At 68.5% G+C, this 15,843-nt stretch carries 15 protein-coding genes; 10 read left to right on the top strand and 5 right to left on the bottom strand.

Annotation, left to right across the window (positions count from 1 at the left end; genetic code table 11):
* Window positions 1-45: 45 nt before the first annotated feature.
* The 4 genes from HLA91_RS04875 to HLA91_RS04860 form a co-directional block, all read right to left on the bottom strand.
* A complete protein-coding gene (locus HLA91_RS04875; protein ID WP_170273782.1) occupies window positions 46-2,256 on the bottom strand; it encodes a heavy metal translocating P-type ATPase in 2,211 nt (736 codons plus the stop codon).
* A complete protein-coding gene (locus HLA91_RS04870; protein WP_165883973.1) occupies window positions 2,256-2,468 on the bottom strand; it encodes a heavy-metal-associated domain-containing protein in 213 nt (70 codons plus the stop codon). Before HLA91_RS04870 ends, HLA91_RS04875 begins: the two co-directional genes overlap by 1 nt.
* 14 nt (window positions 2,469-2,482) lie before the next feature.
* Complete coding sequence (locus HLA91_RS04865) at window positions 2,483-2,848, bottom strand: metal-sensitive transcriptional regulator (protein ID WP_170273781.1); 366 nt, start codon at window positions 2,846-2,848, stop codon at window positions 2,483-2,485.
* Between the two features lie 97 nt (window positions 2,849-2,945).
* Complete coding sequence (locus tag HLA91_RS04860; protein WP_170273780.1) at window positions 2,946-4,556, bottom strand: succinic semialdehyde dehydrogenase; 1,611 nt, start codon at window positions 4,554-4,556, stop codon at window positions 2,946-2,948.
* A 47-nt stretch (window positions 4,557-4,603) separates the two neighbouring features.
* On the opposite strand from HLA91_RS04860, the gene HLA91_RS04855 reads away from it, so the two are divergent.
* The 4 genes from HLA91_RS04855 to HLA91_RS04840 all read left to right on the top strand — a co-directional run bounded on the left by HLA91_RS04855 (window position 4,604) and on the right by HLA91_RS04840 (window position 8,987).
* On the top strand, window positions 4,604-5,812 hold the full coding sequence (locus HLA91_RS04855; RefSeq protein ID WP_170273779.1) for an alanine racemase: 1,209 nt from the start codon (window positions 4,604-4,606) through the stop codon (window positions 5,810-5,812).
* A gap of 13 nt (window positions 5,813-5,825) precedes the next feature.
* On the top strand, window positions 5,826-7,163 hold the full coding sequence (locus HLA91_RS04850) for a D-arabinono-1,4-lactone oxidase (protein ID WP_170273778.1): 1,338 nt from the start codon (window positions 5,826-5,828) through the stop codon (window positions 7,161-7,163).
* A complete protein-coding gene (locus HLA91_RS04845; protein WP_170273777.1) occupies window positions 7,156-7,713 on the top strand; it encodes a hypothetical protein in 558 nt (185 codons plus the stop codon). Before HLA91_RS04850 ends, HLA91_RS04845 begins: the two co-directional genes overlap by 8 nt.
* Window positions 7,714-7,784: 71 nt before the next feature.
* Window positions 7,785-8,987 carry a cation:proton antiporter gene (locus tag HLA91_RS04840; protein ID WP_170273776.1) on the top strand — a complete coding sequence of 401 codons (1,203 nt, stop codon included), beginning with the start codon at window positions 7,785-7,787 and terminating at the stop codon, window positions 8,985-8,987.
* A 38-nt stretch (window positions 8,988-9,025) separates the two neighbouring features.
* Here HLA91_RS04840 and purB read toward each other — a convergent pair whose 3' ends face one another.
* Window positions 9,026-10,447: an adenylosuccinate lyase gene (gene purB / locus HLA91_RS04835; protein WP_170273775.1), complete on the bottom strand. Its 1,422-nt coding sequence runs from the start codon at window positions 10,445-10,447 to the stop codon at window positions 9,026-9,028.
* A 15-nt stretch (window positions 10,448-10,462) separates the two neighbouring features.
* Between purB and HLA91_RS04830 the strand changes: the two genes are divergently transcribed.
* The 6 genes from HLA91_RS04830 to HLA91_RS04805 all read left to right on the top strand — a co-directional run bounded on the left by HLA91_RS04830 (window position 10,463) and on the right by HLA91_RS04805 (window position 15,840).
* Entirely contained in the window at window positions 10,463-10,645 is a 183-nt protein-coding gene (locus HLA91_RS04830) for a hypothetical protein (RefSeq protein ID WP_170273774.1), read from the top strand.
* Window positions 10,646-10,756: 111 nt separating this feature from the next.
* Window positions 10,757-11,173, top strand: a complete 417-nt coding sequence (locus HLA91_RS04825; protein ID WP_165883964.1) for a hypothetical protein — start codon at window positions 10,757-10,759, stop codon at window positions 11,171-11,173.
* Entirely contained in the window at window positions 11,170-11,841 is a 672-nt protein-coding gene (locus tag HLA91_RS04820) for a hypothetical protein (protein WP_170273773.1), read from the top strand. Before HLA91_RS04825 ends, HLA91_RS04820 begins: the two co-directional genes overlap by 4 nt.
* Window positions 11,838-13,361 carry a hypothetical protein gene (locus tag HLA91_RS04815; protein ID WP_170273772.1) on the top strand — a complete coding sequence of 508 codons (1,524 nt, stop codon included), beginning with the start codon at window positions 11,838-11,840 and terminating at the stop codon, window positions 13,359-13,361. The genes HLA91_RS04820 and HLA91_RS04815 overlap by 4 nt, the downstream gene beginning before the upstream one ends.
* A 349-nt stretch (window positions 13,362-13,710) precedes the next feature.
* Window positions 13,711-14,865 carry a pyruvate dehydrogenase (acetyl-transferring) E1 component subunit alpha gene (gene pdhA / locus HLA91_RS04810; protein WP_249362004.1) on the top strand — a complete coding sequence of 385 codons (1,155 nt, stop codon included), beginning with the start codon at window positions 13,711-13,713 and terminating at the stop codon, window positions 14,863-14,865.
* Entirely contained in the window at window positions 14,866-15,840 is a 975-nt protein-coding gene (locus tag HLA91_RS04805; protein WP_102162448.1) for an alpha-ketoacid dehydrogenase subunit beta, read from the top strand.
* Window positions 15,841-15,843: the final 3 nt, after the last annotated feature.

Below are 15,843 nucleotides of genomic sequence, written 5' to 3'. Positions count from 1 at the left end.
CGAAATCTTTCACTATCCCAGAAACGTTGCAAACGGTTTTACATATCACCGGAACCGCAGCAGCCGCAGGCTGTTGAGCACGACGAACACAGAGCTCAGCGCCATCGCGGCACCGGCGATCATCGGGTTGAGCAGCCCGAGCGCTGCGACCGGGATCGCCGCGGTGTTGTAGGCAAACGCCCAGAACAGGTTGCCGCGGATGATCGCCAGCGTCCGGCGCGAGAGCCGGATCGCCTGCGGGATCTGGGCCAGGTCATCGCGCACGAGCGTGATGTCCGAGGCCGCGATCGCGGTGTCGGTGCCCGAGCCCATCGCCAGGCCGATGTCGGCCTGGGTCAGTGCCGCAGCGTCGTTGACGCCGTCGCCGACCATCGCCACCGATCGGCCCTCGCCCTGCAGCGCGGTGATGACCTCGACCTTCCCGTCCGGGCGGACATCGGCATGGACGCGCTCGATGCCGGCCTCGGCGGCAACCGCCTCGGCAACCCGGGCGTTGTCACCTGTCAGCAGGATCGGCTCAAGCCCGAGCTCGCGCAGCTCGCCGATCGCGGCAACCGCAGACTCCTTGAGCGTGTCGGCTACGGCGATGCAGCCGGCGAACCGGCCGTCGATGCCGACGGCCACGATCGTGGCCGGCAGATCCGGCACCGCCTCTGCCGGCACGTCGATGCCGTTCTCGCGCAGCAGGTCCGGGCGGCCGATGAGCACCTCGTGCGCCGTTCCCGAGGCGGTGCTCGCGTTGGCGCGCACGCCGCCGCCGGGGATGTTGGCGAAGTCGCTGACCTCGACTGCACCCCTCTGTTCGGCTGGCACTGCGGCTGCCACGGCCTGTGCGATCGGGTGCTCCGAATGTCCCTCGACTGCCGCTGCGATCGCGAGGTCGTTATCAGTCAGCCGGGATTCGGTCACCTGCATGCGGCCCTCGGTGACCGTGCCGGTCTTGTCGAGCACGATCGTGTCGAGGCGCCGGGTCGATTCCATCACCTCGGGCCCGGAGACCAGGATCCCGAGCTGGGAGCCGCGCCCGGAGGACACGGCGACCGCCGTCGGGGTGGCCAGGCCGAGCGCGCACGGGCAGGCGATGATGAGCACGGTGGTCGCGGCGATGAGCCCGCCGGACCACGAGCCGGCCGCCAGCCCCCAGATGAGCAGCGTGGCTGCGGCGATGACGAAGACGACCGGCACGAAGATCGCCGAGATCCGGTCGGCCAGCCTTTGGACCGGCGGTTTCCCGGTCTGGGCGCGGGTGACGAGCTCGGCCATCTGTGCCAGCGTCGTCTCCGCGCCGACGCGGGTGGCGCGCACGGTGAGCGACCCGGAGGTGTTGATCGTCGCGCCGGTGACCGTGTCACCGGGGCCGACTTCGACGGGCACGGACTCGCCGGTGAGCATCGACTCATCGACCGCCGAATGCCCGCTGACCACCTCACCGTCGGTGGCGACCTTCTCACCCGGCCGGACGCGGAACACCTCGCCGGCGGCCAGGTCCTCGATCGGCACCTCGACCTCACCGTCGTCGCGGATGACGCGCACCTCGGTGGCCCCGAGGCTCAGCAGCTCGCGCAGCGCCTCGGTCGCCCGGCCCTTGGCGCGTTCCTCGATGAGGCGGCCAGTGAGCAGGAAGACGATGATCGCCACGGCAGCTTCGAACCACACGTGGTAGTCGTGCGGGATGTGCCACAGGTGCCCGGCCGCCACCGCCCGGGCGAGCGCGGTGAGGGAGACGACGGTGGCGATGATGACACCGACGCTCACCAGCGAGTCCATCGTCGTCGACCGGCCGCGGGCGGCCTTGTAGGCGGCAGTGTAGAACGGCCACGCGCCCCAGGTGACGACCGGCAGGCTGAGGGCTGCGACGAGCCACTGCCAACCGGGGATCCCGAGCCCCATGCCCATCGAGATGACGACGACGGGCAGGCCGAGGATCGCCGAGCCGATGAGCCGGGGGCGCAGGTGCCTGGGGTCGTAGTCGACGACCTCGGGCCCGCGGCCTGGGGCCATGGGCGCGCGCACGGTCGCCGCATAACCGGCCTTCTCAACAGCAGCGGTCAGCTGCTCATCGGTGATGCCTGGCCCGGCGGTCACGCGCGCGGAGTTGAGCGGCAGGTTGACGGTCGCCTCGACGCCGTCGAGGCGGTTGAGCTTCTTCTCGATCCGCGCCGAACACGACGCGCACGTCATCCCGGTGATGTCGAGATCGACGCTGCGCGACTGCTCGGCAGGATGGGTGCGATCGGCTTCGGGGCCGGCGCTCATCAGCGGACCTCGTATCCGGCCTCATCGACGGCGGCTTCGATGGCGACTGCGGAGAGCTCGGCATCGGATTCGATGCGCACGGTCGAGTCGCCGCCGGCGACGAGGTCGACCTCGACGCTGCGCACGCCGTCGAGCTCGCTGAGCTCCTCCTTCACGGCGCGCTCGCAGTGCTCGCAGGTCATGCCGGAAACGGTGATGGTGGTGGTGTGCATGGGATTCTCCCTCCTCAGCTCTTGATAAGCCGGCGGATGGCGGCAGTGGCCTCGTCGACCTTGGCGGCCGCCGCCTCCGGGGACTCCTGGGCAGCGGAGACGACGCAGTGGCCCATGTGCTCGCGCAGCAGCTCGACCGACACCGAGTGCAACGCGGCAGTCGCCGCCGAGATCTGCGTGAGGATGTCGATGCAGTAGGTGTCCTCTTCGATCATCCGGCCGATCCCGCGCACCTGTCCTTCGATGCGCTTGACCCGGTTGCGAAAGGCCTGCTTGTCCTCCAGGTAGCCCGGGGGCGCCGGGGCGTCGGCACCGGCTGCCGGGCTGTTCGTGTCCGGGCCCGAGGCGGGGGTCGCGGGGTCTGGGTGCGTCTCCGTCATGACGCTAATATATACCCTCCTAGGGTATCAATCAACGCGGTCTGCGGCAGGTGCTGTGCGGTGCGGGACATAGCAGGACGTCAGATGTGGGGTGAGCTCAGCGCATCCGCAGGGCCCGCAGCGCGGCGAGCGCGGCGGTCATCGTCTGCTGGAAGCGCGCAGCCGGCAGCCGGTCACTGGGGGCCAGCGAGTGCAGGGACTGCCGGGCGATCGTGCGGGTGCGGGTGAAGGCGAGCAGCGCCTCGGTCCCGTGCCGGTGCCCGAGCCCAGAGTCCTTGATGCCTCCAGACGGAGCCGCAATCGAACCCCACACCGCGGCGAAGGCCTCGTTGATATTCACCATCCCGGCCTCGACCTGGCGGGCGACCTCCCAGCCGTGGGACGCCGAGGCGGAGATGACGCTGGCATTGAGCCCGACGTTGAGACTGTTGGCCGCAGCGATCGCCTCGGCATCGTCGGCGACCGGGTAGACGCTCACGACAGGGCCGAAGGTCTCCGAGGCGAACAGGTCGGCCTCAGCGGCGACGTCGGTGAGCACGGTCGGGGCGTACATCCACGGCCCGGCAGCCGTGCGCAGGTAACCCCCGCAGCGCACCGTGGCACCGGCTGCGCGGGCCTGCTCGACATGACCGTGGACCTTCTTCACCTGTGCCGTCGAGGTCAGCGAACCGAGCCCACGCGAATAGTCGAACGCCGCCCCCTGCTGCAGGGATTCGGCGGCGGCGACGAGCCGGTCGACGAACTCCTCATAGCGGCCGCCGACGACGTAGATCCGCTCGATCGACAGGCACAGCTGCCCGGCAGAGGAGAACGCCCCGCGCACGGCGCAGTCCACAGCGGTGTCCATATCGGCGTCGGCGCAGACGATCATCGCGTTCTTGCCCCCGAGTTCCAGGACAGCCGGAATGAGCCGGCCGGCCACCGCCTCGGCGATGGCCCGGCCGGCCGCCGTCGATCCGGTGAACGACAGCCCGTCCACCCCAGCCAGCAGCGGCTCGGAGACCTCCTCCACCGGACCGGGCACCAACTGCCACAGATCCCGCGGCAGCCCTGCCTCAATCGCGAGCCGGCGCATGAGTACAGCCGAAAGGGCCGTCTGCGAATCGGGCTTGTGCACCACCGCGTTGCCGGCGGTGAGCGAGGCAACGAGGTCGTTGGCGCCGAGCGACAGCGGGTAGTTCCACGGTGAGATGAACCCGACGACTCCGAGTGGAGCGTGGTCGACCTCGGTGCGGGTCAGCCCCGGTACGGCACCGCGCCTGCGCGAGGGGCGCAGCGTGCGCGGGGCGGCAAGAGCGGTGAACCGGCAGACGTTGTAAGAGTCGAGCACCTCGTCATAGGCGTGCTGGCGGGCCTTGCCGGTCTCGGCCTGGACGACGTCGAGGAGCAGCTCCTCGTTCCGCCGCACGAGATCATGCAGGGTGAGGAACACCGCCGCGCGCTCACGCACACTGCGGGCAGCCCACGCCGCCTGAGCACGCCGAGCGCGGGCGATCGCAGCCTCGACATCACCGGCCGTCGCCCCGGCGAAGGAGCCCAGCGGCTCACCGGTGAACGGCAGACTCGCGGTGATCTGCCGGCCGGTCCCAGCGACATCTCGCAGAGGGCCGCCTGAAAGGAAATCACGCAGCCGGGCCGGCAGCTCGATCGGATGGGCAGCCGCCCGGGCGTCGGTCAGCGGGGCGGTTTCCTCGGTGCCTGTGCTCATGTTCCCAGTGTCTCATCCGGTACAGACGCGGCGGCTAGACTGAGACCATGGTCACACCGGATCTGCGCCGCGCCGTCGCCGGCCTGAACGCGCCCTTCGGCGTCATCGACCGCGACGCCTTCGACGCCAACGCCGCCGCCATGACCGAACGCGCGGCCGGGCTGCCGATCCGGGTGGCCTCGAAGTCCCTGCGCACCCCGGCCGCGATCGAACGAGCCCTCGAACTTCCCGGATTCGCCGGCGTCCTCGCCTTCTCCCTGCCCGAGGCGCTGGCCCTGCACGCCCGCGGAATCCGCGACATCGTCGTCGCCTACCCGAGTGTCGACCGCGCGGCACTGGCCGCGCTCACTGCCGATCCCGCTGCCGCAGCCCACATCACGCTTATGGTCGACCACCCGGCCCAGCTCGATCTCATCGAGACAGCCGCAACCGCGCCCGAGGCGGTGGTGCGGGTGTGCATCGACATCGACGGGTCGCTCAGGGTCGCCGGCCTCCATATCGGCGCCCGCCGCTCACCGCTGCACGAAGTGCGCGAGGTGCTCAGCCTCGTCGGCGACATCACCGCCCGCCACCGCCTCCGGCTCGTCGGGCTCATGTGCTACGAAAGCCAGGTCGCCGGCGTCCCGAACGCCGGCATGAATCCCCGGCAGGCGATCCTGCGCCGGCTGCAGGCCCGCTCGATCCGCGAACTGGCCGAACGCCGCACCGCCATCGTCACCGCCGTGCGCGGGGAAGCCGAATTGGAGTTCGTCAACGGCGGGGGCACCGGCTCGCTTGAGACGAGTGCCGCCGAAGGATCGCTGACCGAGGTGGCCGCCGGCTCCGGGCTCTTCGCGCCCGCCAGCTTCGATCGCTTCGCCCACTTCCGCCACACCCCTGCCGCCTACTTCACCGCACCGGTCGTCAGGACCCCAGCCCCAGACTGGGTGACCGTGGCAGGCGGAGGCTGGATCGCCTCGGGCGCGGCAGGAATCGACCGACTCCCCGCCGTTGCCTGGCCGGCAGGGCTCGCACCCTCTGCCACTGAAGGGATGGGGGAGGTGCAGACCCCTCTGACCGGCCGCGGTACCCGCCAGCTGCGCATCGGCGACCACGTGTTCTTCCGCCACGCAAAAGCCGGCGAACTCGCCGAACACCTCGACTTCTTCCACATCGTCGCAGACGGTCAGCTCATCGAGACCTGGGAGACCTACCGGGGGCTGGGCTGGAACTTCGAAACCGGGATGTCTCACCCGCAGCACACCCCTTCCCGATGAAGAGACACGAGACATGACACGCACACTGCGCAACTGGTCCGGCAGCGTCTGGTCCCACCCGCAGACCCTCCACACCCCCAGCACCGATGCCGAGATCCAGGACATCGTCACCACCGCTGCCGAACAGGGCCAGCGGGTGCGCGTACGCGGAGCCGGGCACTCCTTCACCCCGGTCGCCACCAGCAACGATCAACTCCTCCAGCTCGACAGACTGTCCGGACTCATCAGCGCAGACGCGAACGCCGGGCGCGCCCGGTTCCGCGCCGGCACGCGGCTGCGCGACATTCCCGCGCTGCTGGCCGCCCACGGCCTGGCCCTGCCCAATCAGGGCGACGTCGACCCGCAGGCACTCGCCGGCGCGGTTTCGACCGGCACCCACGGCACGGGGCTGGCCTTCACCGGATTCGCAGGCGCGGTCACCGCCCTCACTCTCATCGACGCGACCGGCACCCGCCGCGAGCTCTCACCCACGCGCGAACCCGAGCTCTTCGACCACGCCCGGCTGAGCCTCGGCGTCCTCGGCGTGCTCACCGAGATCGAGCTGATGTGCGTGCCGGCTTTCGACCTCATCGCCTGTGAGACCGCTGAGCCCTTCGACGAGATCCGCTCCTCGATCGTCGACCGCGCCCGCGCAGCCGACCACATCGAGTTCTACTGGTTCCCCCACTCCGAGCGCGCTGCAGTCAAGACCAACACCCGCATCAGCCCCGGAGCCCAGGCGCCAGCCGAGCTCGCCCACGTCACGTACCGCCCGGCATGGCTGCGGATGCTGAGCGAGGAGGTCGTCGACAACGCGGCGCTCGCCGCGATCTGCGCGCTCGGCGCCCGTATGCCAGCCCTCGTCCCGCACTTCAACCGGCTGGCCACCGCCGCGGTGTCCAACCGCGCCTACCGAGCCGCCGCACACGAGGTGTTCGTCTCCCCGCGCCGGGTGCGGTTCAACGAGATGGAGTACGCCGTGCCCCTGGCCTCCGGGCCCGAGGTGCTCGCCGAGATCGCACGGACCATCGCCTCCCGCGGGTGGAAGATCTCCTTCCCGCTCGAGGTCCGGGTCGCCGCCGCTGACGATGTGCCCATGTCGACCGCCTCGGGCCGGGAGGTCATGTACATCGCCGTGCACCGCTACGTCGAAGAGGAGTGGGAGCCGTACTTCCGCACCCTTGAGGACATCCTTCTGGCCGCCGGCGGCAGGCCGCACTGGGGCAAGCTGCACCGGCTGGGCTATCGGCAGCTGGCTGAGCGCTATCCGCGGTTCGAGGAGTTCTGCGCCCTGCGTGAGAGCCTCGACCCGGCCGGGATGTTCTCCAACGACTACACGGACACGCTCTTCATCCGGCCCGGCCATGGCTGAGAACCCGGCCAGCAACCCGGACGGCAGCCCGGCGGCGCGCACAACCGGCCGGCCGGTGCCCGGCTGGGCGAAGGCGGCCGGCTGGCTCAGCCTGCTCATGCCTCTGCCGGCGGTGGCGTGGCGGGTGGCGATGCTCGCCGGTGTCGATGTCGGTTTCGCCGATGTCGAGCAGTTCCGGTCCTCCGCCGGCGGGGTCGGCTACGTGCTCATCTTGGAGATCGTCTCGGTGCTGGCGGCGATCCTGTGCTTCGGGCTCATCCGCCCGTGGGGTGAGCGGGTGCCCGGCTGGCTGCCCGGCGCCGCCCGGGCGATCCCGCGCTGGCTGCCGCTGACACTCGGCACGATCGGCGTCATCGTCATGGTGATCCTGCTCGGCCAGACACTGGCCGACATCGTCGCAGGAGCCCTCGGCGACACGGATGCCTGGCAGCCCTACGCCGGCATGAGCCCAGGTCAGCTAGTCCTCTGGCTGGCCTGCTACATCCCGTTCTACACCTGGCCGATCGCCGTGGCTGTGACGCTCATCGGCTACTGGGTGCGCCGGCGGTGAGCAGGACTCAACGAGTCCTGTGCATATCGGCGCAGGTAGCGTAGGACCAGGTCGAGGAAGGAAGCAGGCTCATGCACGAGGCTCACATGCTCGTCGACAATCTCCTGTCGATGTGGTGGATCGCGATCGCCGCCGTGCTCGCACCGATCCTCGCGCTCACCACCAGACGCCTCGTGCCCGATGTCGTGTGGCTGCTGGTGTTCGGTATCGTCATCGGGCCGCACGCCCTCGGCCTGGCCGACAGCACCGAGGCGGTTGAATTCCTCCGCGAACTCGGCATCGGCTTCCTCTTCCTGCTCGCAGGTTTCGAAGTGAACACCTCGGACATGCGCGGCCGTCAGGGCCGGCACGCGGCACTGACGTGGGTCCTCTGTGCGCTGCTCGGCGTCGGCGCCGGATTCCTCGTGCTCCAGGGTGACTGGCAGGTCGCGATCGTCTTCGGCATCGCCTCCACCTCGACTGCCCTCGGCGCCCTGCTGCCGATCCTCAAGGACTCCGGCGTGATGGACTCTCCGCTCGGCCGGGCCGCCATGGTCCACGGGGCATACGGCGAGCTGCTGCCGATCGTGGCGATGTCCGTGCTGCTGTCCACCCGCGGCACCTGGCAGGCAGCGCTGATCCTCCTGTTCTTCGCCGTCGCCGCAGTGGTGACTGTCGCGATCCCGGCGCGGATCTTCCGCCGGATCCCGCTGCTCGGACGGGCATTTGGGGCGGCGTCGAACTCGACGATGCAGACAACGCTGCGCGTCACCGTTTGGGTGCTCGTGACCCTCATGCTGCTGACGGCACTGCTGGAACTCGATGTCGCTCTCGGCGCATTCGCCGCCGGACTCCTCATGAATGCGGCTCTGCGTGCCGCCTCTCCCAGCCACGCCGACGAGGTCATGCATAAGATCGAAATCGTCGGGTTCAGTTTTCTCATCCCGGTATTCTTCGTCACCAGCGGAATGACCATCGATCTTGCCGCCGTCTTCGCTCAGTGGCCGCTGCTCGTCGGTTTCGTGATGGTCATCGGATTGGTGCGCGGTTTGCCGGTCTTCCTGCGCGAGCAGCTGACATCGACGCATTCCGAGCTGGGATCGGTCCGTGAGAGGGCAGCACTGGGTTTCTACTCGGCGACCGGTTTGCCCATCATCGTCGCTGTCACCCAGATCGCAGCATCGTCTGGTCTCATCTCCACGACGATGGCCTCGACCATGGTCACCGGAGGAGCGGTGACGGTGCTTGTATTCCCGTTCATCGCCTCTCGTCTCACGCCGCGTCCGGCGGGGTGAGACAGGGGCGGTGAGTCACTGGGGCGTCGTCACTGCGCTCAGCGCTCGGCTGCACGCCAGGCGGACACCGCCTCGGCTGCGATCTTGGCGGCCAGGCCGGTGTAGGTCGCCGGGCTGAGCGCAGCGAGGCGGTCCGCGTCCTCCTGCGGCAGCCCGAGGCTGCGGACGAAGGACTGCAGCTCGGCCTGGTCGACGCGGTGCCCGCGGGTGAGGTCCTTGAGCTTCTCGTACGGGTTGTCCATCCCGGGCACACCGGCGAGATAGGCCGCACGCATGACCGACTGGATCGCCTCAGCCAGCACCTCCCAGTTGCTCTCGAGATCGGCGTCCAGCGCATCGGTGTCGATGGCGAGCTTCTCCAGACCCTTGACGAGGTTGCCCAGCGCGAGCACCGAGTGGCCGAGGGCCACGCCGATGTTGCGCTGGCTGGTCGAGTCGGTCAGGTCGCGCTGCATCCGCGAGGTCACCAGCGTCTCAGCGAGCGTGTCGAGCAGTGAGCAAGAGATCTCGAGGTTCGCCTCGGCGTTTTCGAACCGGATCGGGTTGACCTTGTGCGGCATCGTCGACGAGCCGGTCGCGCCCTCGACGGGGATCTGCTTGAAGTAGTGGATCGAGATGTAGGTCCACAAATCGGTGGCGAGGTTGTGAGCGATCCGGTTGAACCGGGCGATGTCGGCAAACAGCTCCGCCTGCCAGTCATGCGATTCGATCTGCGTGGTCACCGGGTTGAATGTCAGCCCGAGCTTCTCGACGAACTCGCGTGCAAGGGCAGGCCAGTCCGCCTCGGGAACGGTGACCGTGTGCGCAGAATAGGTGCCGGTCGCGCCGTTGATCTTGCCGAGGAACTCGGTGTCGCGGATCCGCTCGTACTGGCGGCGCAGCCGGTGGACGAACACGCCGAGCTCCTTGCCCATCGTCGACGGGGTCGCCGGCTGTCCGTGGGTGTGGGAGAGCATCGGCACCTCGGCCAGCTCCTCGGCCATCGAGGCGAGCTGGTCGATGAGCGCGGCTGCCCGCGGCAGCCAGATGTCCTCGACCGCACCCTTGATGCCGACACCGTAGGAGAGGTTGTTGATGTCCTCGGACGTGCAGCAGAAGTGCACGAGCTCCGAGAGGTCATCAGCACCGATCGACGACAGCGCCTCCTTGATCGTGTACTCGACGGCCTTGACGTCGTGGACGGTGACGGCCTCGAAAGTCGCCAGCTGTTCGATGGTCTCCTGGCCGTAGTTCTCGACGATTCCGCGCAGCTGCGACTTCTCGTCATCGAGGAGTTCGCGCGTGCCGGGCACCACGCGGTTGTCGGCCAGATGGATGAACCATTCGACCTCGACGTGGATGCGGTTGCGGTTGAGCGCGGCCTCCGACAGGTAATCCAGCAGCGGGGCGGCGTCGGCGCGGTAGCGGCCGTCGAGGGGTCCAAGGGCAAGGTCAAGCGAAGAGAGCGATGCGCGAGTCATGGCCCCTATCATCTCATGCGGCGGGTCCGGACGGGACTGCGCGGTGAGCGCGGCGACATCGTCGCTGTCATCGAGACCGTCGCTGAACCGCTGGAGCTGCCCCTCGGGTGTGAAGGCAGCGACGAGACAGCTGATGAGACTGCTGAACGCATCTGCTCCGAGCTGCAGGACAACCTCGCACAGCCGTCGTTCGCGTGAGGTGAGAGCGAGGCTGACGCCGGCCCGGTGACGCATGTGGACACCGGGCGATCGTCCACACCCCGTGCCCGAGGCGGTGCTCATCGTGACAGGGCCGGTGAGACTTCCGGCATGGGTGGACACACAGGGTACGTCTGGCCGGTGGCCAAGCCGATCGTCGACAAGGCGGTCGGCAAGACCATCGAGGTCGGCAAGGCCGGCAGGGAGTGGGCAGAAGACCAGATCGATGAGCACATCATCGAACCGCATCTCATGCCAGCACTCGAAGGCCTGCTTGCCGATGTCGAACAGTCGCAGGCAGCGTGGATGCGCGTGGCCGAGGAATGCGCCAGAGCCGAGGCGGTGTGCCGGCAATCGGGTTCCGTCGGCTGGGTCTCATCCGCCGCCGAGGTGTTCCGCGAGCGGATCGACGAACACGCCCGTGAGGTCGGGTCACTCGCCACAGAGGCCCAAGCCGTCGTCGAAGCCTACGACCACTACCTCGCTGAGCTGCGCAGCTCACCGGTCGGTCAGGCGCTGGGCCTATGAGCACGCACGCACCCGATCGCCACGCATGGCTGCCGATCGCCGCTGCAGCTCTCACCTGTCTGGACGCCGCTGACCTGGCACACTGGCCACCGGCCTTCATCCCAGAGCAGCGAGCGCGCACGACTCCGCTCGATGATGCCTCCGCGATCGCTGCCGGTGAGCAGCTGCCGAGCGCAGCGCAGATGAAGGATTGGGTGCGGCAGGCCAGCGCCGTGCTGGCCGCCGGACGCCTGCGATGGAGTGTGAGCATCACCCTGGACGAACGAGAGCTCTTCATCGTCGCAGCCCTCCTCGGCCACACCTGCGTGCTGCTGTGCCGCCAGCACACCCCCGATCAACCTGCACCAGCCGGGTTCATCGGCACCACCTGCGCCCCGGCGGAGATCGGCGATGTCATCACGGCTCTCATTCCCGATGACGGGCAGCGCACCGTCACTTGCCTTTTGAGCGATCGCATCGACCCGGTCCGGGCCCGCCGGTGGGTCATCCACGACTGCCCGGACTGCCCGCACGGAGTGAGCGCGCTGCTCGGTGCTGACGTGTGGGAGCAGATGCACGCAGAACTGGGCGGCACCGGATTCCAGCAGTGGATCCGCACCCGCATGGCAGGAGACCTCATCGCCGCCACCGCAGCCCTGGCCGTCGACGAGGAGGAGATCCGGCGATGAGCGACATCCAGGTCAGCGGCGGTGCCGGCGGCATCCACGCCCACCTCAACGACTTCGACCGCACCGCTGAAGTCCTCATCTCCACGGCAGGCGACCTCGGCGCTGTGCTGCGCGGGGCGGCGGCGTCGGACGCCACGATCTCCCGCCTCGTCATCAGCCCACTGGCCATGCCAGCCGCCCTCCAGCTGCAGGGCCGCATCAACGACTTCCTGCTGCGCAGCGGATCGACAGCCGGTTCGCTGCTGCTGACCGCCGGGGCACTGAGCAACAGCGCTGCCGCCTACCGGGCCAGCGAACAGGCAGCAGAGGAGATCTTCTCCCGCGCGGCCACCGCTGCCGGCGTCGCACTCGGCCACATGGCCCGCACCGCCGTCGTCGCCGGAGCCGGGATCGGGCTTGCCGTCGGCGCTGCCGTGCTGACCAACCCCATCACGCTCATCGTCGCCGGAGGTACCGCGCTGCACCTCATCACGACGGGAAAGCACACGGTCCTCGCCGATGCCGCCGGCCGGGAACTGGAGAAGATCGGCACCGCGCTCGCCCACCATCCCGAGTTCGCCCAGCCGCTCATCGAACACGTCCTGCCCGGCTTCATCGGCGGGTTCCTCGGCCTGCCCGGCCCGCTGAGCACCGTCACCGGCCCGCAGTCGACAGAGGATCTCGCCGGGATCATCCTCATCGCCGGCCGTCAGTTCGGTCTGTTCGACTCCACTGACGTCACCGTCACCGGCGGCAAGCACCGGCAGCCGGATCCGCAGCGGGCCACCGCGCCGAAGGACGCCACCGAACTGCTTGAACGCACCCTGGACTCCCACCGCGGCAAGGACAACGGGGATGTGCAGATCGAGAAGATCGTCGACGCAGACGGCGACACCCGCTGGATCATCTACGTCCCAGCCACCACCGACTGGAGCGCGGACCCCAGCCGCAATGGCACAGATATGACGACGAACGTCGAAACCGCAGCCGGATACGACAGCGTCATGCGCGAAACCGTCAGGCAGGCGATCGAGGACGCCGGCATCCCGCCCGGTGACGAGGTGATGATCACCGGGTTCTCCCAAGGCGGCATGACCGCCGCGAGCCTCGCGGCCGATCCGGAGTTCCGCAAGCGGGTCAACGTCTCCGCCGTCATGACCACCGGCAGCCCGGTCGGGGACTTCGACATCCCCGACGGCATCGAGGTGCTCTCCCTCGAACACGCCCAGGACATCGTGCCGACTCTCGACGGGACCGACAACCCGGCAGGACAGGACCGGACGACCGCCCGAGTCGAACTCGACTACGAGGCGCTGCGGGATCACCCGATGTTCGACGGCAAGACCGATGCGGAGATCGACGCCGCGCTCGCCAGCCCCGGGTTCGCCCACAACGGGACCCTGTACACCGAGAGCATGGCCAAACTGCTCGCCTCTGGAGACCCGAGTGTCGACGCGTGGGCCACCGGCAGCGCTGCCGGATTCTTCGCCGGCACGACGACCGCCCGATACTCCTACAAGGGCACGCGAAAGCAGCAGTGACGCACATAACAGAGGGGTTTCTCAGAAGGTTCCCAGCCGACATTTAGTCGGGTGTCCAAGCAATTGTTCGACAACGTCAAAAACCCAGCCCCCACCTCGGCGGCGGCCTACCAGGGACGGGGTGGTGAGCCTACGCTGGAAGCAGGTCGGTGCACGGCCGCGCCACCGCTTCGGAACACCCGTCCGAGGCAATCCGTCAGCTTGGCACACACCATGCGAATCCGTTAGTGTGTGACCACATTGTGAAATGTCTCACTGCCGGGGCTGGGTGCACAACCGCGCCGACCCCACTGGTTCGGACCGCTTCACCGACGAACTCGGTCAGCGGCCACGACGTTAGGAGAACGCCATGACATCGAATATTGCGCAGGGCGCCAGCCCTGATATTGGGTCAGGCCCGCGAATGATCCAGATGCTGACTCCCGAAGGCGAACGTGTCAGCTCGGGAGAATACGACGCTTTCGCTGCAGAGCTCACCGACGAGGATCTGCGCGGTTTCTACAAGGACATGGTGCTCGTGCGCCGCGTCGACGCTGAGGGCAACGCCCTGCAGCGCCAGGGCCAGCTCGGCCTGTGGGCCCCGCTGCTCGGCCAGGAGGCCGCGCAGATCGGCATGGGCCGGGCCAGCCGCCCGCAGGACTTCGTCTTCCCGACCTACCGCGAGCACGGCCTGGCATGGTGCCGTGGCGTGCCGCCGGAGACCCTGCTGGGCATGTTCCGCGGCCAGAACCACTCCGGCTGGGATCCGCAGGCGCTGCGCTTCCACTCCTACACGATCGTCATCGGCTCCCAGACCCTGCACGCCACCGGTTACGCCATGGGCATCCAGATGGACGGCGACGTCGGGACCGGCGACCTGGAACGCGACGCCGTGTCGATCGCCTGCTTCGGCGACGGTGCGACCAGCCAGGGCGATGTGTCCGAGGCGCTGACCTTCGCCGGCGCTTTCAACGCACCGGTGCTCTTCTTCTGTCAGAACAACCAGTGGGCGATTTCGGAGCCGACCAGCGTGCAGACCCCGGCCCCGCTCTACACCCGCGGTCAGGGCTTCGGCGTGCCCGGCGTGCGCGTCGACGGCAACGACCCGATCGCCATGTACGCCGTCTCCCGCGCCTCGCTCGACTCGGTGCGCGCCGGCCACGGCCCGATGCTCATCGAGGCGTTCACCTACCGGATGGGTGCTCACACCACGGCTGACGACCCGACGAAGTACCGTGACGACGCGGTCACCGAGGAGTGGAAGGCCAAGGATCCGATCAAGCGCCTGCGCATCTACCTGGAGAACGAGACCGACACCGGCGAGGACTTCTTCGCCCAGGTCGACGAGGAAGCTGACGCGCTGGCCGCGCGCATCCGCGAGGCCTGCGTCTCCATGGTCGAGCCGGACGTCTCGGAGATCTTCGACAACGTCTTCGAAGACCCGCACCCGCTCATCGAAGAGGAGAAGGCAGCCTACCTCGACTACCTCGACTCGTTCGCCGACACAGCTGAAGGAGCGCGGTAAATGACGACTCTGGCGCTGTCCAAAGCGATCACCGCAGGCCTGCGCAAGGCGATGGAGGACGACCCGAAGGTCGTCCTCATCGGTGAGGACATCGGAAAGCTCGGCGGCGTCTTCCGCGTCACCGAGGGTCTGCAGAAGGACTTCGGCGAGCACCGGGTCATCGACTCGCCGCTGGCCGAATCCGGCATCGTCGGCACCTCGATCGGCATGGCCGTGCGCGGCTACCGCCCGGTCGTCGAGATCCAGTTCGATGCCTTCATCTTCCCGGCCTACGACCAGATCGTCACCCAGCTGGCGAAGCTGCACAACCGCACGCTCGGCCAGGAGAACGTCCCGGTCGTCATCCGCGTGCCCTACGGCGGCGGCATCGGCTCCCCGGAGCACCACTCCGAAAGCCCCGAGGCCGTCTTCGCCCACCATGCCGGACTGCGGATCATCTCGCCGTCGACCCCGCATGACGCCTACTGGATGATCCAGGAGGCCATCAAGAGCCCGGACCCGGTCATGTACTTCGAGCCCAAGCGCCGCTACTGGATGCGCGGGGACGTCGACATGGACAACCGCGGCCTCGACGTGCACTCCGCCCAGGTCGTCACCGAGGGCACCGACGTCACGCTCCTCTCCTACGGCCCGCTCATGCCGCCTGCCGCTGATGCGGTCGCTGCTGCGGCCGAGGAGGGCACGAGCATCGAGCTCATCGACCTGCGCTCGCTCAACCCGATCGACTTCGACACCATCGAAGCCTCGGTGAAGAAGACCGGCCGGCTCGTCATCGCGCACGAGGCCCCGGTGTTCCTGGGCCTGGGCTCGGAGATCGCCGCCCGGATCACCGAACGCTGCTTCTTCCACCTCGAAGCGCCCGTGCTGCGGGTCGGCGGATTCCACACCCCGTACCCGGGTTCGAAGCTCGAGCACCACTACCTGCCTGACCTCGATCGCATCCTCGACGGTGTCGATCGCGCCCTCGCCTACTAAGGA

The sequence above is a fragment of the Brevibacterium luteolum genome, assembly GCF_013004595.1.
In the GTDB taxonomy this organism is placed as follows: domain Bacteria; phylum Actinomycetota; class Actinomycetes; order Actinomycetales; family Brevibacteriaceae; genus Brevibacterium; species Brevibacterium luteolum.
This window is presented reverse-complemented; position numbering and strand designations above follow the sequence as displayed.